At 46.9% G+C, this 19,319-nt stretch carries 19 protein-coding genes; 14 read left to right on the top strand and 5 right to left on the bottom strand.

Annotated elements, in window-relative coordinates; translation table 11 throughout:
- The first annotated feature begins 123 nt into the window (after positions 1-123).
- Together I8U21_RS13390 and I8U21_RS13385 are read left to right on the top strand one after the other, a co-directional pair.
- Positions 124-954, top strand: coding sequence for an undecaprenyl-diphosphate phosphatase (locus tag I8U21_RS13390; protein ID WP_304650715.1), 831 nt, complete (start codon positions 124-126; stop codon positions 952-954).
- Between the two features lie 167 nt (positions 955-1,121).
- A complete protein-coding gene (locus tag I8U21_RS13385) occupies positions 1,122-2,477 on the top strand; it encodes an alanine/glycine:cation symporter family protein (RefSeq protein ID WP_198054081.1) in 1,356 nt (451 codons plus the stop codon).
- A gap of 42 nt (positions 2,478-2,519) precedes the next feature.
- Here the strand turns inward: I8U21_RS13385 and I8U21_RS13380 are convergent, their stop codons facing one another.
- Positions 2,520-3,476 (bottom strand): L-threonine 3-dehydrogenase, encoded by a 957-nt coding sequence (locus I8U21_RS13380; protein ID WP_198054080.1) that lies wholly within the window; start codon positions 3,474-3,476, stop codon positions 2,520-2,522.
- 33 nt (positions 3,477-3,509) lie between these two features.
- On the bottom strand, positions 3,510-4,700 hold the full coding sequence (locus I8U21_RS13375; RefSeq protein ID WP_198054079.1) for a glycine C-acetyltransferase: 1,191 nt from the start codon (positions 4,698-4,700) through the stop codon (positions 3,510-3,512).
- Between the two features lie 256 nt (positions 4,701-4,956).
- Here I8U21_RS13375 and I8U21_RS13370 point away from each other — a divergent pair, with 256 nt between their 5' ends.
- The 6 genes from I8U21_RS13370 (at position 4,957) to I8U21_RS13345 (ending at position 10,435) form a co-directional block, all read left to right on the top strand.
- Positions 4,957-5,445 (top strand): SRPBCC family protein, encoded by a 489-nt coding sequence (locus I8U21_RS13370; protein WP_181732526.1) that lies wholly within the window; start codon positions 4,957-4,959, stop codon positions 5,443-5,445.
- A 114-nt stretch (positions 5,446-5,559) separates the two neighbouring features.
- A complete protein-coding gene (locus I8U21_RS13365) occupies positions 5,560-6,369 on the top strand; it encodes a serine/threonine-protein kinase (RefSeq protein WP_198054078.1) in 810 nt (269 codons plus the stop codon).
- 118 nt (positions 6,370-6,487) lie between these two features.
- Positions 6,488-7,696 carry a cell wall-binding repeat-containing protein gene (locus I8U21_RS13360; RefSeq protein WP_232337668.1) on the top strand — a complete coding sequence of 403 codons (1,209 nt, stop codon included), beginning with the start codon at positions 6,488-6,490 and terminating at the stop codon, positions 7,694-7,696.
- Positions 7,697-7,810: 114 nt separating this feature from the next.
- Positions 7,811-8,218: a BlaI/MecI/CopY family transcriptional regulator gene (locus I8U21_RS13355; protein WP_232333888.1), complete on the top strand. Its 408-nt coding sequence runs from the start codon at positions 7,811-7,813 to the stop codon at positions 8,216-8,218.
- Positions 8,215-9,006, top strand: a complete 792-nt coding sequence (locus tag I8U21_RS13350; RefSeq protein ID WP_198054076.1) for a M56 family metallopeptidase — start codon at positions 8,215-8,217, stop codon at positions 9,004-9,006. Before I8U21_RS13355 ends, I8U21_RS13350 begins: the two co-directional genes overlap by 4 nt.
- Before the next feature lie 100 nt (positions 9,007-9,106).
- Positions 9,107-10,435 carry a hemolysin family protein gene (locus I8U21_RS13345; RefSeq protein WP_309544816.1) on the top strand — a complete coding sequence of 443 codons (1,329 nt, stop codon included), beginning with the start codon at positions 9,107-9,109 and terminating at the stop codon, positions 10,433-10,435.
- A 28-nt stretch (positions 10,436-10,463) separates the two neighbouring features.
- Here the strand turns inward: I8U21_RS13345 and I8U21_RS13340 are convergent, their stop codons facing one another.
- Complete coding sequence (locus tag I8U21_RS13340; protein ID WP_181732521.1) at positions 10,464-11,294, bottom strand: sporulation protein; 831 nt, start codon at positions 11,292-11,294, stop codon at positions 10,464-10,466.
- A 284-nt stretch (positions 11,295-11,578) separates the two neighbouring features.
- Between I8U21_RS13340 and I8U21_RS13335 the strand changes: the two genes are divergently transcribed.
- The 5 genes from I8U21_RS13335 (at position 11,579) to I8U21_RS13320 (ending at position 15,947) form a co-directional block, all read left to right on the top strand.
- A complete protein-coding gene (locus tag I8U21_RS13335) occupies positions 11,579-12,874 on the top strand; it encodes a homoserine dehydrogenase (protein WP_181732520.1) in 1,296 nt (431 codons plus the stop codon).
- Between the two features lie 141 nt (positions 12,875-13,015).
- The gene (locus tag I8U21_RS13330) at positions 13,016-13,690 is read left to right on the top strand and encodes an ABC transporter ATP-binding protein (protein ID WP_232337666.1); all 675 of its coding nucleotides are present in this window, start codon (positions 13,016-13,018) and stop codon (positions 13,688-13,690) included.
- 10 nt (positions 13,691-13,700) lie between these two features.
- Positions 13,701-13,937 (top strand): hypothetical protein, encoded by a 237-nt coding sequence (locus I8U21_RS15035; RefSeq protein WP_232337664.1) that lies wholly within the window; start codon positions 13,701-13,703, stop codon positions 13,935-13,937.
- Entirely contained in the window at positions 13,909-14,682 is a 774-nt protein-coding gene (locus I8U21_RS13325) for an ABC transporter permease (protein ID WP_198054075.1), read from the top strand. The genes I8U21_RS15035 and I8U21_RS13325 overlap by 29 nt, the downstream gene beginning before the upstream one ends.
- Before the next feature lie 239 nt (positions 14,683-14,921).
- On the top strand, positions 14,922-15,947 hold the full coding sequence (locus I8U21_RS13320; RefSeq protein ID WP_198054074.1) for an NADP-dependent oxidoreductase: 1,026 nt from the start codon (positions 14,922-14,924) through the stop codon (positions 15,945-15,947).
- A gap of 164 nt (positions 15,948-16,111) precedes the next feature.
- Here the strand turns inward: I8U21_RS13320 and I8U21_RS13315 are convergent, their stop codons facing one another.
- Both I8U21_RS13315 and I8U21_RS13310 read right to left on the bottom strand, forming a co-directional pair.
- Positions 16,112-16,768 (bottom strand): hypothetical protein, encoded by a 657-nt coding sequence (locus I8U21_RS13315; RefSeq protein ID WP_198054073.1) that lies wholly within the window; start codon positions 16,766-16,768, stop codon positions 16,112-16,114.
- A gap of 473 nt (positions 16,769-17,241) precedes the next feature.
- Complete coding sequence (locus I8U21_RS13310) at positions 17,242-18,561, bottom strand: helix-turn-helix domain-containing protein (protein WP_198054072.1); 1,320 nt, start codon at positions 18,559-18,561, stop codon at positions 17,242-17,244.
- Between the two features lie 267 nt (positions 18,562-18,828).
- Here I8U21_RS13310 and I8U21_RS13305 point away from each other — a divergent pair, with 267 nt between their 5' ends.
- Positions 18,829-19,122: a hypothetical protein gene (locus I8U21_RS13305; RefSeq protein ID WP_181732514.1), complete on the top strand. Its 294-nt coding sequence runs from the start codon at positions 18,829-18,831 to the stop codon at positions 19,120-19,122.
- Positions 19,123-19,319 lie beyond the last annotated feature (197 nt).

Here is a 19,319-nt window from a genome sequence, read left to right as displayed (position 1 = left end):
AAAATCTGTTGGACTTTTCATTGTCAAGAAAAAAGGAATTGTGCCATTATAGGAGATGGATTTTCTTTTTCCGAAGTCTTCACAGGAAATACATCACTAAGTCTGAAGGAAAAGGTGAGCGCATTGAACTTGTGGGAAATTTTTGTCGGGATCATCCTGGGGATGGTCGAGGGATTGACCGAATTTGCTCCTGTTTCTTCAACAGGGCACATGATCTTGGTTGATGACCTTCTTTTTAAAACGAAAGAGATTTTTTCCGAGCCGGTTGCCAATACATTCAAAGTGTGCATCCAGTTGGGCTCGATTTTGGCGGTGGTGATCGTCTTTAAAGACCGGATTCTGGATTTGTTGGGTTTGAAAAGAAAAGGATCCGAAGAAGGCGAAAAGAAGGACCGCCTGACCTTGGGGCAAATCTTTGTCGGGTTGCTGCCGGCTGCCGTGTTGGGCTTTTTGTTTGAGGACTTGATCGATGAACATCTCTTTGGCATGTCCACGGTACTCGTCGGTTTGGTCGCCGGGGCAATCCTGATGATTGCCGCAGACTGGTTCCGTCCGGCCAGACCGCGAGTGGAGACGTTGGATCAAATTAGTTACAAAGACGCATTTCTCGTCGGATTGTTTCAATGTATTGCCTTGTGGCCCGGTTTCTCCCGTTCCGGTTCCACCATTTCCGGCGGGGTGTTGATCGGTTTGAGCCACCGGACGGCTTCTGATTTTACCTTTATCATGGCCGTTCCCATCATGGCCGGGGCGAGTAGTCTGTCGTTGATTAAAAACTGGGAGTATTTTACGGCGGATGCCCTGCCTTTCTTTATCGCCGGTTTCATCAGTGCTTTTCTTTTTGCATTGTTGTCAATTCGCTACTTTTTGAAACTGATTAACAAAATCAAATTGGTGCCGTTTGCCGTATACCGGATTGTTTTGGCGCTAATCATTTATTTCTTGGTATTTTGATCCATTTTTTGAAGGGAAGCTGCCCGGTGGGGCGGCTTTTTATATTTTGTGGGTTTGCCAAATTGTGAACATCTATTGAAAAAGTGGAAGGGCCGTGATATTATCTTTTTAAATAAAATTATAAAAAAATTCAATCGATATGTGTTGGACGAAAAGGAGAAAACGGTATGGAATCATTTACTCAATGGTTGGATCAAATTTCGAATGTGGTTTGGGGTCCTCCCTTGCTGGTCTTATTGGTGGGGACAGGCATTTATTTATCGATTCGTTTGTCATTTTTGCAATTTTCTCAACTTCCTTACGCTTTGAAAACGGCCTTTTCCTTGAAGCAGGATCATGAGTCGCAAGGGGATATTTCCCATTTTCAATCGTTGATGACCGCCCTTTCGGCGACGATTGGGACCGGGAATATTGCGGGAGTCGCCACGGCCGTGGTTGCCGGGGGACCGGGGGCGGTGTTCTGGATGTGGATTACCGCTATTTTTGGCATGGCGACAAAGTACGCAGAGGCGATTTTGGCCGTGAAGTACCGGGTGGTCGGCGATCGGAACGAGATGGCCGGCGGACCGATGTATTACATTGAACGGGGTCTGGGTTGGAAATGGCTCGCTGTTCTGTTTGCCTTGTTTGGATCGATTGCCGCGTTCGGCATTGGCAGTATGGTGCAATCCAACTCTGTTGCAGAATCGATGCAGGCCAGTTTTGGTGTGAATCCCTGGATCACCGGTGTCGTCTTGACGGTGATCACCGGATTGGTGATTATCGGGGGAATTAAATCGATCGGCCGGGTGACCAGCTTTTTGGTTCCGTTTATGGCCATTTTCTATGTTTTGGGGGGACTTGTCATCATTTTGCTTCATGTGGATCAATTGCCGTCCACTCTTGCCTTGATTTTTACGGATGCGTTTACGGGACAAGCGGTTGCCGGCGGAGCGATCGGAACGGTGATCCGCTATGGGGTGGCCCGGGGGGTTTTCTCGAATGAAGCCGGGATGGGATCCGCTCCGATTGCGGCAGCCGCGGCCAGGACGGACCATCCGGGACGGCAAGCGCTGGTGTCGATGACGGGAACCTTTTTGGACACCATTGTTGTTTGTTCCATCACGGGAATCGGCCTGGTGATGGGCGGTTACTATATCGGCACCGACTTGACGGGGGCGGCATTGACGACCGAAACGTTTAACCGGTTGTTGCCGGGCCCGGGCGGATGGATTGTTACGATCGGCTTGATTTTCTTTGCTTATTCCACCGTGCTGGGATGGTCCTATTACGGCGAGAAGTGTTTTGAATATTTGTTTGGTTCCCGATCGGTCACGGGTTACCGGGTGGTCTTCACTTGTTCGGTGTTGTTGGGCTCGGGACTGAATTTGGCGCTGGTGTGGTCCATTGCGGATATTTTCAACGGATTGATGGCCATTCCCAACTTGATCGGCCTCATCGGTTTGTCCGGCGTCGTGGTGGCGGAGTCCAAAGCGTTCACCCAAATCATCCGGCAAGAAAAAGCCCGGTCTGCAAAAGAATGACAAAAGCCGTCTTCCCCGGAATCAATGGGAAGACGGCTTTTTTTACGACAACACCGTAAATTTTTCTTGCAGACGGGTGAGCATGTCTTGGGTCATTTTTTCCAAGTCATATTCGGCATGAAAGCCCCATTCTTCTTTGGCGGCAGTGGCATCGATGGAGTCGGGCCAACTGTCGGCGATGGCTTGCCGGACCGGATCCACCTGATAATCCAGTTGAAATTCCGGAATATGTTTGCGAATCTCTGCCGCGATTTCTTCCGGTTCGAAGCTCATGGCAGTCACATTGAAAGCATTGCGGTGTTTCAATTTGGCTGCGTCCGCTTCCATGAGCGTGATGATGGCATTTAAGGCATCGGGCATATACATCATGTCCATGTAAGTGCCCGGGGCAATATAGGATGTATATGCTTTCTTTTTCAGTGCTTCATAGTAAATTTCGACGGCGTAATCTGTGGTTCCGCCTCCGGGGGGAGCCACATACGAAATCAACCCCGGAAAACGCACACTCCGTGTGTCCACGCCAAACTTGTGATAGTAATAATCACACAGCAACTCCCCGGAAACTTTGTTTACCCCGTACATGGTGGTGGGGCGCTGGATTGTATCTTGCGGAGTTTGTTTCTTGGGAGTGGACGGGCCGAAAGCGCCGATGGAACTCGGAGTGAAAAATTGGCAACGAAGTTCCCGTGCCACCTCCAGTGCGTTGATCAGTCCGCCCATATTGAGATTCCAGGCCATGAGCGGACGGTTTTCCGCAGTGGCGGACAATAATGCCGCCAAATGGATCAGAGTGTCTATTTGGTATTTTTTGGAAATCTCATACATGGCTTTGCCATCGGTCACATCCAAAATCTCAAACGGTCCGGAATGGACGACCGGACTGTCGGTTTGCCGGATATCCGTGGCGATGACATTTTGTTCTCCGTAGATTTCCCTTAACTTCATCACCAGTTCCGAACCGATTTGTCCCAAAGCACCGGTAACCAGTATTTTTTTCATGCAAAACGCCTCCTGCTGTCACAACTCGTCAAATTAAATGACGCCCATTTCTTTCCCCACTTTTTCATAAATCGAGAGCACGCGATCCAGCATCTCTTGGGTATGGGCTGCCGTCGGCATGTTCCGGACACGTCCGGTTCCTCTTGGAACCGTGGGGAAAACGATGGCTTTGGCATAAACGCCTTCTTCATTCAAGCGCCGGCTGAACTTCTGGGTGAGCACTTCATCCCCGATGATGCAAGGGGTGATCGGGGTTTCGCTTTCGCCGATATCAAAGCCCAGTTCCTTCAAGCCTTTTTTCAGATAGCGCCCGTTGCTCCACAATTTGTCATGCAGTTCCGTACTGCTCATCAAAATCTCGATGGCTTTGATACATGCCGCCACATCGGCCGGTGGCAGTGCGGTGGAGAACAAGAACGGACGGCTGCGGACTTTTAACCAGTCAATCAAAAGCTTTTTGCCCGCGACATAACCGCCGACGACACCGATTGCCTTGGACAAGGTTCCGATTTGGAAATCCACTTGATCGGACAGTCCGAAATGTTTCACCGTGCCGGCCCCTTTTCCCAGAACGCCCGAGCCGTGTGCATCGTCGACATAGGTGATCAGGTCAAAACGGTTGGCGATTTCCACAATCTCCGGAAGTTTGGCGATATCGCCGTCCATGGAGAAAACGCCGTCCGTAATGACCATGATTTTTTTGTATTGTCCCGACTCTTTGGCTTCTTTGGCTTTGGCATACAAATCATCCATGTCGGAGTGATTGAAGCGGATGATTTTTGCTTTGGAAAGGCGGCAACCGTCGATAATGGATGCATGGTTCAGTTCGTCGGACAAGATGGCATCATTTTTATCCATCACGGCAGAAATTGCGGCCATATTGCAATTAAAGCCGGATTGATAAGCGATTGCCGCTTCTGTATTCTTAAATTCAGCAAGTTTTTCTTCCAACTGAACATGAAGACTCAGGGTTCCGTTGATGGTACGAACGGCACCGGCGCCGACGCCGTATTTTTGAACCGCTTCCAATGCCGCTTCTTTCAGGCGTTCGTCTGTCGCCAAACCCAAATAGTTGTTGGAAGAAAGATTGATCAATTCCCGGCCGTCGATTTCGATCACGGGTCCGTTGGGGCTTTCCAGCGGATCAATCACGTTGTAAAGACCCCGGCTTTTTAAATCCTCCAAGTTGTCATGTAAAAACTGGTCTAATGTTTTGCTTGCCATGGCAACTCCTCCTTGCGCCATCCGTGTTTTCTTGAGCACGAACACATATGTCCGCATGACAAGGACATATCAGGGTGCGTCGGTCTTTTTATATCAATGTTTCTGATACTAATTTATCATATTTTCACAAAAATGTTTACTCACAGTGGACAAAAACAGGCAGAGTGAAGCGGACGGAAATCAAACATATTTTTCTCCATCGACAGCGGAAAAATTCCAGTAAAATAAGATTAGATCAGGAATAAGGGGAAACATCATGAAACCACTGAAACAAAGATATAAAGATACCATCAACGTTGAACATGTGTCCGTTTTTTATGTTCAGGCACCGCCGGAGTTTTGCTTTTCCAAGTTAACGAATGAAAGAATCCGCCGCCGGGCCCATCAGGATGTGTTGGAGGTGGAGATGGAGCCGGAAGTGGGGGGAGTGTTCAGGATCACTTACGAAAAACCGGCCGGACCGGAAACCATCCAAATGAAAATTACCGAATATGCTCCTCCTTCTTTATTAGAGACAACTGTTTCCACGGAAGAGGAAGACCTGACCCATACCTACCGCCTCAAACGGGTGGAAGCAGGAACCCGGCTCACGGTCATTACTCAAAGAACCAAGAAACGGAATTGGTTGAATGGCATTCTTTATACCTTATTCAAAAGAAGAATGGATCAAAAAGTAAATCATTATTGGAAGCGGTTGGCGGTAGAAATTGAAAAAGAATTTCAAGAGCGGCATTTATTCTCCTGAAGCGTTCGCCGGAGACCCCTTTCATTAAGGGAAGTTTTCCGGTGAACGCTTTTGTTTGGCAACTGCTTGTGTTCATCGTTTGTTCATATTTAAGGGGCGAAAGAGGTTTATTTCGTGGAAGAAACGAGAAATACTCAGGTAGAAAACACGGAGGAGGAAATGTTGGTGACCCGGAAACAGCATTTTGCAACGGATGAAGGAACCATCCGATATTTGGCGGCGTTGATTGAAAGCGGAAAGATCGGGGAGTATCCCCTGCTTGGAGAAGGGCTGAGCGGAAAAGTATATGATTATGACGGATTTGCAGTCAAAGTGTATAAAGAAAATTACAGCGAGAATGATGATTACAAAACATTGAGCGGTTTAAACGGTCATCCCGCATTCCCGGCATTTCATTACATCGATCATGGAAAGCGGTGGATGGTGGTGGAGAAAGTGGACGGATTCACACTGGCGGAAGCCGTCCGGTCCGGAGAAAAGCTGGACAGCCGGACTTACGCGCAGATCGAGGAAATTGTGGAGGATTGTTATGACGAAGGTATCATCCCGTCTGACCTCCATCTGAACAATTTGATGTTGGACATGGATACCAACCGGATCCGGGTGATTGATACAGGGCGTTTCTTTTTTGCCGGGGACAAAGAGGCTTACCGGTCCCGCATCGCGGAGGAACTGGAATGCTTGCAATATCACTGCGGATTGTTCGGCAGCCTCTTTTCCTCATCCCGGCACAAGCACCGCCGCCGGCGTAAATATTCCAGCTCTTACCCGCGCCGTTACAAGTATTCGAGTTCTTACCCGCGCCACCACAAGTATTCAAGTTCATATCCGCGCCGTCGCCGTTATTCGTCTCCGTTTTTTTCATCATCGGACCGTTACCGCCATCGCAAATATAAAAAATATTTTTCGTTTTCCAGTTCCTGACCGAAGATGTCCCGAAGGGGGCGTCTTTTTTGTTGAATCATCCCCGTCAAACTACTACAATGATGTAGTATAAAATGTTTCGACTGTAAAAAGGGGAGAGAAAATGAGGAGAAGACGGATGGTATGGATGGCGATCCTGGCCGTGGCGATGCTGATGGCCGGTTGCGGTTCCCGGGGGCAGGAACCGGACCGGCCGGAAGGCGCCGGACAATGGGTGCTGCAAACCAAGAATGTGACGCGGGTGAATGAGGATGATCCGGTCAAGGCTGCGGTTCTGATTTCCCGGATGATTTGGCCGTCCACGGATGCGCAAAACCGGCCGGGAACGGTATTGATTGCAGAAGCCGGCAAAACCAAACTCAATTTGCCGTCGGTCACTCTGGTGCATCATCCGAATAACGGGCCGCTGTTGTATGCCAAAAAAGATCAGATCCCGCAAGAGACGCTGGATGAAATCAAGCGGCTTCAGCCGGCCGGAAGTTCGATGAATCAGGGAACCCAAGTGATCATGATCGGTTCTTTTGCTCCCAAGGCCAAAAAACAAATCACGGATGCAGGGTACAAAGTGGATGTCATTCACGGGGAAGATCCTGCTGAAATGGTCCGGCAGCTGGACGCTTACTATGCAAAAGTAAACGGGGGAGAGTATCCTAAAAACGTGATTGTCGGTTCGGTCGACCGGCTTGACTACACTTTGCCGGCAGCCGGCTGGATCGCCCATATGCCCGAGCCGTTGCTTTATGTCAGCAAAGATGCGGTTCCGGAAGCCACCCGGCAGGCACTTCAACAACGGAAGGGGCAAGCAAAAATATATTTGCTGGGGCCGGAACAAGTGATTTCCCCCAAAGTGGAAAAAGAATTGCAGTCCTATGGGGAAGTGGTCCGGATTGCAGGAGATGTTCCGGAAGAAAATGCGATTGCCTTTGCCAAATTCAAAGATGAAAAAACCGGATTTGGCTGGGGAGTGACCGAACCCGGGCATGGCTTGACCTTTGTCAAGAGCGGTTCATTGGACACCGCCATTGCTTCGGCTTCGTTTGCCCATCTTGGAAAACATGCCCCCATGCTTGTTTTGGAGGGGAACGATTTATCCGCGGCACTGCAACAATATTTAACATCGCTTCAGCCCAAGTATGAGAAGGAACCGACCGAAGGACCTTACAATCACGCCTATCTGATCGGTTCCGAAAAATCTGTTCCGTTTGCGGTTCAAGGGAAAATCGACCGTTTGCTGGAAATTGTGCCCGAAAACGGCGGGTCCGGACATGATGGGCATATGCCCATGCCGGAAAACACCGGGCACGGCGAACATATGGGGCATCATTGACAGAAATGGTTGAAAGAAAAGAACTCCGGTTGGACGGAGTTCTTTTTTTAATGGAATTTCTCCACCGGAAGGGCCGTGGCTGCTACAATGAAGAAAGAAGGAGAGAAAACGACAATGATGACAGAAGAACAACACAAGATGTTAAGCAAATTATTCGGTCCTTTGGAACTCGAAGTCCTGAAAATTATTTGGCAAAAAGATTGGCAAACCGTGCAAGAGGTGTTGGATCAGTTGCCGGCACAAAAGCAATATGCTTATACAACCATTATGACGGTGATGAACCGCCTTCACCAAAAAAGCGTGTTGATCCGGAAGAAAAAGGGAAAGAGATATCTTTACAAAGCGCGACATCAGCCGGAAGAGTTGATCCGTCATTTTTCTTCCCATACGATCCGGGGCATCTTGGATGATTTCGGGGATATTGCGATTGCCCAATTTGTCGATGCGGTGGGCAACGCACCGGACGGACTGAAAAAATTGAAACAGTTGTTAAACGAATTAGAGGAAGGGGAACGAAAATGAGTTCGTTCCAAAAGCTTTTTGCCTTTACCGTGGGATGGAGCGTCTTCAGCGGGTTTGCGGCCGGTTGGATGGATCGCTGTTGTGACATGCTCTTTGGAGAGTCCCGGTGGATCCATCATGATCTGGTGCAGGGGATTTTCTTCCTCAGTCTGATGATTTTTTCCGTTCGTTCGGCAACGATTCTGATCCGGACAAAACACAAGATCAACCAATTGTTAAAATGGCAGTCCGATGCCTTTTTCCCGCTGGTTCACCGGATGCAAAGGGAGACCTCGGTCCCGTTTAAGGTGGTGAAACATCCCCGTCCTTTCGCCTTTGCGTACGGATGGTTCCGTCCGCAGGTTGTGGTGAGCGAAGGCATGATGGAAGCACTCCGTGAGGAAGAGCTGAAAGCCGTGTTGGAACATGAAGTTTATCACTGCAGACAAAAGGATCCGTTAAAAATATGGTTTGCCAAAAGTGCATCCGCCGCATTTTTTTATTTTCCATTAATCAGAACCTGGTCAAAACAATATGATTTAGAAAAGGAACTGGCTGCCGACCAGCATGCCATCGGGCAATGCGGTTTAAAACCGTTGGCTTCCGCGCTTTTGAAGATCTTGGAACCATCTTCTCCCGTGTCTTCCATCCATGGGTCGGCCGGCTTTTCCTCTGCATGGATGGAGGTCAGGATCAACGGTTTAATGAAAAAGACACCGGTGATGAAACGGCAGAAACGGGACTACTGCCTGACCTTGCTGGCACTTTTGATCTTGACGATTTGCCCGGTTTATGATTTCATCAAATGATCAACGCCCAAGAGAAAAAATGCGTTATAATAAGATTTGATTTCTTTTTACTTCAATGATTTTTCGCGGTGTTTAATAGGGGGAAAAAGATTTGGACGAAGTGATAAGTATTATATTGAAATTAATCCTGGTGCTTTTTCTCGTATTTTTAAACGGCTTTTTTGTTGCTGCAGAATTTGCCATTGTCAAGGTACGGACGACGCAACTTGCCAATATGAAAGGACGCCGTGCTCAGGTAGCCAAAAAAGTTGTAAAGAACTTGGATGCATACTTGTCAGGAACGCAGTTGGGAATCACCCTGGCTTCGCTTGGATTGGGATGGGTCGGTGAGCCAGCCATTGCAAAAATGATTGAACCGGTGCTTGCTTACTTCGGCATGCCCGGCTGGGTCATTCATACCATTGCCGCGGTGATCGGATTTTTGATTATCACCTTTATGCATATTGTTTTGGGTGAAATGGCTCCAAAATCCCTGGCCATCCGCATGTCGGAGAAGACAACCTTATGGACGGCAACACCGCTCAATTGGTTTTACAATTTGTTTAAGCCTTTTATCTTTATTTTGAACTCTTCAGCCAATTTGGCTTTGAAAATAATCGGTGTCGACGGAAAAGCGGATCAGCAGGCGCACACGGAAGAAGAAATTCGGATGCTGATCGCGCAAAGCCATAAAAGCGGAGTGATCGACCAAACTGAATTGACGTTGTTTGACAACGTTTTTGACTTTACGGAAAGAATCGCCAGGGAAGTCATGGTACCAAGGGTGAAAATGGTTTGCCTTTTTGAAGGGAATTCGTTTGAAGAAAATTTTGAAATCATTAAAGAGGCCCATCATACCCGCTTCCCGGTTTGCGGTCAGGATAAAGACGATATCAAAGGAATTGTGCACATCCGTGATATTTATAAATACATCGCAGAAGGGGAAAAACCGGATATTTCCCAAATCATCCGCCCGGTGGTGGTGGTGCCGGAAACCATGGAGTTAAAGGATATTTTCCATAACTTGCAAAAAAATCGCGTGGAAATGGCGATTGTTGTGGATGAATACGGCGGAACCTCAGGATTGTTGACAACCGAAGATATCATTGAAGAGATCTTTGGGGAAATCCAGGATGAATTTGACAACGAACTGCCGCTGATCCAAAAAGTCGGAGAAGACACATTGATTGATGCCAGCTTGTTGATCGAGGATGTCAATGAACATTTCAACATCTCAATCGAGGATCCGGATAATGACACCATCGGCGGTTGGCTTTTCTCCGAACTGGATAAAGTGCCGGAGGAAGGGGATCAGGTATCGTTTGACAAGTGGGTGTTTACCGTCAAAGAGATGGATCAGTTGCGCATATCCCGGATTATTGTTTCTCCGCTGGATGAAAAGGAACCGGATGAAGAAGATCAAGCGGAGGAAGCTCCGTTGCAATCGTGATTGCAAAAAAGGCTTGACGATGGATTCGTCAAGCCTTTTTTTGATTGAAAACCCAATCCGGGTGTTCATAATGGTCCGACCACTCTCCGGCAAAAGCGCCAATGGACCCGGGGAGTGAACAGTATTTTTTATAAAACATTTCTTTGCTGTGTGGACATTGCTCCGGATAATACACCATTTCCCATAACGATGCCTGCAAAAAGTTTTTCAGCCGCTCCGGTTGATTGAACCATTCGCGTTTCAACTTGATTTCCCGGCAAGCCTTCAAAGATGGCAGTTGCACCAACATATAAACAGTTTCTTTTCCGATGGCAACAGCCATTTCCAATTCTCGTACTTTCTTTTTCAAAAAAGAAGTGGGGTTGAATTCAAACGTTTGCATTTTTCCGTCATAGCTGCGGGAGCCGTATTTTTCATGGAACCCCAATTGCTCCAAAGCATTTAACAAAGGTTGAAAGGAACGGGGCGGGGTGATGATGACCGGATCGGTTTTTGTGTGTTTCTCACCGGTCCCCACTTCCAGCCGGGTGACAAACTGATAGGAGACGGTATAACCGGAAACGAGCAAGTTTGAAGGCAGTCGGAAAGAAAAAGGAAACGTGATTTCTTCCGAGGGACGAACAGAGCATGGAGAATGAAACGGGAATGTCGCAATGGAATAAGAATGCACTTGTTGTTCCATCCGGATATGAATCATCAGATCGGTCGCGATCTGGTGAATTTCTTGATCGATGATGCCTCCGCGAATCAATAATTTTCCCTTTACCTGATCTCCCAAATGGACTTGATCCTTCTCCAGAATTAAGTCCATCTGTGCTCCGCCCTTCCCCATTTTGGCCAATAAGGTTTTAAACATCATAAGCGAAAAACCTCCTTATGGAAATAGACAAGGACTTCGCCGGTTCTCTCTTTATGCCGAAAAAACGCTTTCATGATCTTGTATATAGTAATCTTATCAAATTTATAAGAGAAAAAAATGACAATATTAAGAAAGAAACCATCATCTTCTGTTTTTTTCTTTTTCATATCGGTTGCCAATTTTTTTGGAATTCGTTATACTGTCTTCATACAGAAAACATATGTCTTTCTGCAATAGACAAAAACGTCTTTTGTCCATTGTTTTCATCAAGCGGGAGGGAGAATATGGTAAGACAAGCCGTCAAAGTGGGTCTTTTGGGGCTGGGTACTGTCGGACAAGGGGTTGTGCGGATTATTTCGGATCATCAGCAGGATCTGTATAAAGAAACCGGACTGCATGTGGAAATTGATAAAGTCCTTGTGCAAGACCTTCATAAAAAAAGGGAAACGGAAGTTAATCCGGATCAAATAACCCTTCATCCGGAGGAAGTGATTGAAAATCCGGAAATTGATGTGGTGATTGAAGTGATGGGGGGCATTGAACCGGCAAAGGAATATATTTTGACGGCTCTGAAAAGGAAAAAACATGTGGTTACCGCGAACAAGGATTTGATGGCTCTGTACGGGGCGGAGATTTTGCGGGTGGCACAGGAAAATCAGTGCGATGTATATTACGAGGCCAGTGTGGCCGGCGGGATTCCCATTTTGCGGGCGTTGATGGACAGCTTTTCCTCCGACCGGATCCACAAGATCATGGGCGTGGTCAACGGGACGACCAATTACATTTTATCCAAGATGAGCCAAAACAAAGCAAATTTTGAGAACACCCTCTCCGAGGCGCAAAAGCTGGGGTATGCGGAAGCCGATCCTTCCTCCGACGTGAACGGGTGGGATGCGGCATATAAAATGTCCATCTTGTCCACGTTGGGTTTCCACATCGCCGTCCATCCGGACGAAGTGGATGTGCGTGGGATTACGCAAGTCACCATGGAGGATATCGAGTTGGGCAAAGATCTGGGTTATGAATTAAAACTGCTGGGTTTGGCCAAACGGGACGACGAGAAGGTCGAAGTGAGCGTTCAACCGACATTCTTGTCCCGAAAACATCCGCTTGCTTCCATCGACGGGGTGAATAATGCCATTTTGATTGAAGGGGAAGCGGTCGGGGAAACCATGTTTTACGGTCCCGGGGCAGGTTCTTTGCCGACGGCGACATCCGTGGTGTCCGATCTTGTGACGATTATCCGGAATATGAAACTGGGCGTTAACGGGCAAAGAATGGTGGCGCCGTATGAAACCAAACGTTTAAAAACCGACCGGGAGAAAGGATCCAAATATTTCTTGCGGTTGGTGGTGGCCGATGAGCGGGGAGTGCTTGCCCGGCTGACTCAACTGTTTGCGGAAAACCACATTTCCATGGAGCAAGTGATCCAAAAACCTTATAACGGAGGTTACCGTGCGGAAATTATTTTGGTGACGCATGAAGCGGTCAAAGCCGATTTAAACCGGGTACTTGCCTCCATCCATCAACAGGATGGCATTTCTGAGTTGAAAAGCTGTTACCCGGTGTTGGAAAGATAAGCGGGCAAATTTTTTTCATCCGGCACCGTTCCTTTGGGAGCGGTGTTTTTGTTTGGTTCGTTCATCAAACGTTTCCTTGTCACCTTGTGCGGTTTTGTTACAATTTGAAAGACAAGGCCGTTGGATGAAGGAGAGAGAAAAATGGACCGGCAGCCGATACTTGAGATCAAAAATATATCCAAATCGATTGCAAAACAAAAGGTGATTGACCAGGTTTCTTTTGACGTTTACCCTGGTGAGGTGTTCGGCCTGCTTGGCAGAAACGGTGCGGGAAAAACCACGTTGATCCGGTTGATTGTCGGTTTGATGAAGTTGGATCAGGGAGATGTGTTCATTGACGGGTATTCGGTCCGCACCCAATTTCAAAAGGCGATCCGGCCGGTCGGCGCCATTGTGGAACGTCCGAAGTTTTATCCCTTTTTAACCGGGTATCAAAATCTGCGCCTTTTTGCGCGGATGATGCCGGATGTGGATAAAGAGCGGATCGATGAAGTAACCGCTTTCCTGGATCTTGGCGATTTTATTCATGATCCGGTACACACCTGTTCCCCGGGCATGCAACAACGTTTGGGACTGGCACAGGCGATTCTTTCCAAGCCCCGCTTGTTGATTTTGGATGAGCCGGCCAACGGGCTTGATTCCCAAGGAATCCGCCAATTGCGCGATTTCTTGGGCAAGTTGGCAAAGGAACAAAAAACGGCGGTGCTCATATCCGGCCACTTGTTGCCGGAAATGCAGATGATGTGTGACCGGTTTGCGGTGATAAATGCGGGAAAATGTGTGGTGGTCAGCGGAGGCAGGTTGGGTCCGTTTTGAAGTGGACTCGTTGGAAAACGTGAAAACCGCCTTAAAAGCATTGAATTGGGACAAGGAGTTTGTGCCTCTTCCCAAGGGATTTGAAATCATGTTAAAAAAAGGACAAATTCCGGAGTTCAACGCCGAATTAATGAAACAAGGAGTCCAAGTTTACGGAATCGGGGTGGTTCATCAGACCATGGAAGATCAGGATTTGGAAATGATTGAAGGTGAAACGGATGGTCCACTGGAACCGGCTTGTACATAATGAGTTGATGAAAATTTTTCTGAGGACCCGCACATCGGTTTTCTTTATGATTCTTTTGCTTGCCGGATTTGTCATGGCGTATGTCTGTTTGTTTTTGCAATCCGTAAGCGGCATCAAGGAAGATGTCTGGGGATTCTTTCTGACGAACACGGTTCTTTTGCCGGTGGTGGAACTGTTTGCTTTGATCATTGCCGCGGATGCTGTCAGCAGTGAATATACCTGGGGGACGATCACGTATCTTTGGATTCGTCCGGTCTCCCGCTTAAAAATCTTGTTGTCCAAGTATGCCTCGGTTTTGCTTTTATTGCTGGCAGGGGTTTTGGTGCTGGCGGGGACTTCCGCCTTGTATGGATGGGTTTTTTTCGGTTCGCCTGTCCGGGAAGATTCGGGGATGCTTTTGGCGCGTGCCCTGGTGATCTACGGATGCAAATGGGTGGAAATGGTGATGATGGTGACCATGGCTTTTGCGATTTCGGCTTTGACCGTCAAAAATTCGCTGTCCATCGGATTCACCCTGTTTCTTTATTTCACCGGGTATTTTTGGGTGGAATTGCTCCGCGAATTTGATGTCCAATGGGGAAAGTATCTGCTCTTTGCGAATCTGGATTTGGCGACTTATCTTTTTGGGGGATTCCCGGCGTTTGACGGGATGACTTTGGGCTTCTCATTGGCGATGCTTGCGGTTCACTATGTCTTGTTTGTTTTCTTGGCTTGGTGGGGATTTGCGAGAAGAGAGGTGATCTGATTCAACCGGTTGCTTCTCTTCTTTCAGCAAATACCACCCGTTTCCCAATGCTTGATACTTGTCGCGGTTTTTCCGGTGCAGCGGGCAAAAGTCACAACGCCCGCCCGGACGCTGTTTGTAGCACTCAAGACAACGAATCGGCTTCATTGCGGCCATCACATCCCTTCTCATGTTCATTTTATTTGAAAATCCGTTTGAATGAAACAGGTTGCGGGAATAATATCGTTATTGAATGTCGAATGAAGGGGGAGTTATCCGTGGGGAAAGAGAGAAACCAAAAAATTTTGCTGGCCAGACGTCCACAAGGAATGCCGGTGCCTGAAGATTTTGAATGGGTGGAAGAAGAGATTCCTCAACCGTCAAGTGGTGAGGTTCTGGTCAAGACGTTATATCTGTCCGTCGATCCTTACATGCGCGGGAGAATGAACGATCAAAAATCATATGTTCCTCCTTACCGGCTCAATGAAGTGATTACCGGCGGGGTGGTCGGTGAGGTGATTGCATCGGAATCCAAACTGTTTGATGAAGGAGAGATTGTCCTCGGCAATTACGGTTGGCAGAAATTTGCCGTGGCCGGGGAAGATGAATTGACCAAGGTGAATCCTGATCTGGCTCCGGTTTCCACCGCTCTCGGTGTTTTGGGCATGCCGGGGCTCACCGCTTATGTTGGACTGATGGAAATCGGGCAGCCCAAGGAAGGGGAAACGGTTGTGGTCTCCGGTGCCGCTGGAGCCGTCGGTATGACCGTGGGGCAAATTGCCAAGATCAAAGGTTGCCGGGTGGTCGGGATCGCCGGTTCCGAGGCGAAAGTGGAATTTTTGAAGAACGAGTTGGGTTTTGATGCCGCGATTAATTATAAAAAGACGGACTCCATCCGGGAAGAACTGACAAAAGCTTGTCCCGACGGGGTGGACATCTATTTTGACAACGTGGGCGGAAGCATTTCCGATGCAGTCCTTTTATTATTGAATCATCAGGCCCGGATTCCGCTCTGTGGACAAATCTCCCTGTATAATCTCGAAAAACCGGACATCGGGCCGAGAATCCAGCCGCAATTGCTGATTAAAAGCGCTTTGATGAAAGGATTTATCGTTTCCGATTACGCCGACAAATTTGATGAAGCGTTAAAGCAGTTGGCGGAATGGGTAAATGCCGGCCGGTTGAAATATAAAGAAAACATCGTGGAAGGATTTGAAAACACCGTCGATGCCTTTTTGGGACTGTTTCGCGGAGAGAACCTGGGAAAACAGATTGTCAAGGTTTAAAAACCTGGTTGCATGCAAGGGTTGAAAGGGGAAAGGGACCGTCACAGCCGACCGGTCCCTTTTTGCTGTGTCAAAAAGGGAGGACCGATGACAAAAGGATACCCACCCGCATACAAAAAAAGCCTTTTCTCTGCATCGTGGAGAGAAAAGGCAGGCAAAACGGCTTATAAGGATGGTTTGCTGTTGCTTTTATTCAAAGGCTGGCCCGTAACTTCTTCGCTGAAGCGGCCCCAAGACTGATTAAACTTCTGAATGAGTGTTTCCGTTTCTTTCTCCAATTTCTTTCTTTCCTGATTTAATGATTCAAATTGGTCTTTGGGAGGCGTTTTTTTCTTGGCGATGGCGGTGTAGTAATTTTTATTCGCCGTCAAAATCCCGATATTCACTTCGGCCAGTCTGGATTCACGCTGAACCAGCTGTTGAAACAGATTTAAGGTTTCCTTTGCCAACGGACCATTGTCACCGGATATTTCTTCCGCTTTTTTCATCAATTGGTCCAGTTGTTTCAGGACTTTTTCTTCTTCTGTCTGATAGTTGTGAAGTTCAGCAATCACTTGGTCCATATCGCTTAAGAGCGCTTTTAACTCATTGGGGTCCGCTTTTCCCGTTTCTTGAATGCTGCGTTGAAATTGGTTCATGCTTTTTTCCATGTTTTTATAATACGTTTCCATCTTGTTCCGCGTATGTTCAGTGTCATTGTGTTTCACAACCAACTGTTCGATCGATTCAACCAGTTGGTGTGAAAGCTGGTAATCGGTGATGACTGAACAACCGGATGCCAGAAGGAGTGTGCAAACAATCAGCAGTGTTTTTTTCAACATGGTACTTCCCTTCCCTATGATCAAGCAATGATTTTATCATACTGAATGCCTGTGGTGAATTCAATCGAAAAGACTATGGCAAATTTCTCAAAAAAGTGGAAGAGAAGGGATACAAAACAGAAACGGGTTACGAATAATATTATGAACGATGCTTTTCCAATCCGGTCTTGGAAAGGGCAGGGAACATTGACAATTCTGTAAAATTAATATAAACTTTCTATAAAGATCAAATAAAAAAAGCAGCCATTCCCCCAAAATGGCTGCACGAATTTTATGATCATTCAGGCAAAAAGAAAAGATGGCTTGGTTTGGAATTAAACGGCAGGCGGTTCTCCGTCAAAGAGAAAAGTCATAGTGTAAACTCCCTTCATTAAGATTGGATTGGAAAAGTACGATCAAACAGCAGGCGGTTCTCCGCCGAAAAGGCGTTTCATCCGGATCCCTCCTTTCCAAGACAAGGGAAGGGAAAGGGGTTACAATTTTCCCTCGCCTTTTTCAAGTAATTGGCAGTAAGTTTGAAAAAATCTGTTTTTATATTTTTCATAAGTGACAGGGTCTTCCTCTTCGCAACATTTTGCAAGTTTGACGAGTATTTCCGGTTCCAGGATTTTGAGTGCGTGTTTTTCGGAGATCGTGAGTGCTTTTTGCAGGCATTTGCGTGCATCGCCGTTTTTGTTTTGGCGCATGTAGCAATCGCCCAAAGCGATGAGAGCATTGCAGTATTTTAAAGCATCGTTCGTTTTTTGTCCCGTTTGTACGGCATTCTGCAAAGCTTTTTGTGCGAAGGGGATTTTTTTTGTTTTTAAGTATAGCATACCTAGTTTGGTATAGGTAGATACCAACATATTTTTTTTTCCGATTTTTTTTTCTAATTTTAATGCTGTGCGAAATGCAACTTCTGCTTTGTAATAATCCCCCATGTTTTGATAGCAATCCCCGAGTGCCGTCCAGAGCTCAAACGCGCGGTCCACGTTTTGGTCCACACGGGCCAGATGCAGGCCTTTGGTGGCATATTCGATCGCCTTTTCATGCAGTTCCTGTTTGCTGAGCAAGGTGGCGTGCACCTCATACATACTGCTGCGGATCTCGATGCTCTCGATTTTGTCGACTTCTTTCCACATATCTTCCAAAGTACGGAAAGCATCTTCATTCCGGTTTAATTTTTCAAGGTAGATCACTTTGCTCATTTTTAAATGGTATACGACATATTCGCGGTCACCGGAGGGATCGTAGGATTCCAAACCTTTTTCAATATAATGGAGGGCTTGTTCAATATTGTTCAAATAATAACAACAACGGCCCAGTTCATTGTAGGTTGCGGCTTGCACGTTGGTTGATTTCCAATCGGGATACTGTTTCAGCGTGCTCAATGTTTTCAAAAATTGTGCCTGTGCCTTTTTCCAATGTTTTTTTCGGGCAATGCATTTTCCTTTTAAAAAGAGGTATGTGGGAAGAAAGGGGGAGTTTTTGTCGATCTCGGTTTTCCTGAGTTCTTTCAAACCTTTGTCCGGACCCGCCATGTCAATGTCATGCTCGATCGCGAATAATTTGAATTTCAATTGTTCTTCGCGTTCCTTCTCGTCATCATAAGACTTGGATAACTGTTTGATGTCCAAATCCAGCTTGTTGCATATATGCAGATATATATCCTCATTCACCACTTCGCCTTTTTCGACTTTGCGGATGGTATGGAGTTTGATCATGTTATCCACCAAATCACTTTGCCTGAGCCCCAAATCCTTCCGCCTTTTCCGAATGACACGCCCCGCATTCTCATGGTCAAGAGGGAGCAACGAACTCACCTCCGCAAATAAAAAAATTTTTGTTTATTTTCGGTTGTTTTTTTGTTGCTTTTCATGCAAATATGCAAAATCCGGGTGAACATTTTTGCTCTATTTTTATTTATTTATCTAGTTTGGCACAAATCTGCAAAATTCCTTCTTTTATTAGTAATTTTGTATCGATTTGCAATGTATGAAATAGATTTATAAACTATAGTCAGAAAGATGCCGATTGGTTTCAGTGGTTGAAACACCGCAAAATTTTGGGAGGAGTTGCTTATGTTGAAGGTGCAGGTTGAAGGCCAAAAGGAAAAGGTCGGACCTTTTTTGTCGGAATTGAGACAACGTTCGCAAATCGAATATTTGCGAGATGAAACCAATTTCCAGGAAAAAGAAGAAATCCGTGTGATTTGTTACGTGGAGCACAAGCCGGAGCACCGCATCAAAATGGTGAAATTGTCGACGGGGGACGGGCTGGAAATTCAACTTCCGTTAATGGATGTCATTCAAGTGGAAATGGAAGACGGCAAAAAAATCATTACCGGACGCTCCTTTGACATTTTTGGCACGTAATGATTTTATCATATGCTTGGACTGTAAAAGTTCTCGTGCTTGTGCGATGGCACGTCATTTCATAGAACCATCAAAGACAAGGATGCGCGGCGGAAAAAATGAGAGAGAACCTGTTTACACCTCAACAAAGCTGAAGCGTTGCCCTGGAAAGGACTTCCACGTCCTCCCGGAGGCGACGCTTTCATTTTTCCGGACAC

Origin of the sequence: Thermoactinomyces sp. CICC 23799 (assembly GCF_016055145.1) — a bacterium.
GTDB classification, from domain to species: domain Bacteria; phylum Bacillota; class Bacilli; order Thermoactinomycetales; family Thermoactinomycetaceae; genus Thermoactinomyces; species Thermoactinomyces intermedius.
Note: the sequence above shows the minus strand (reverse complement) of the source record. Positions and strands in the feature narration are given on the sequence as shown.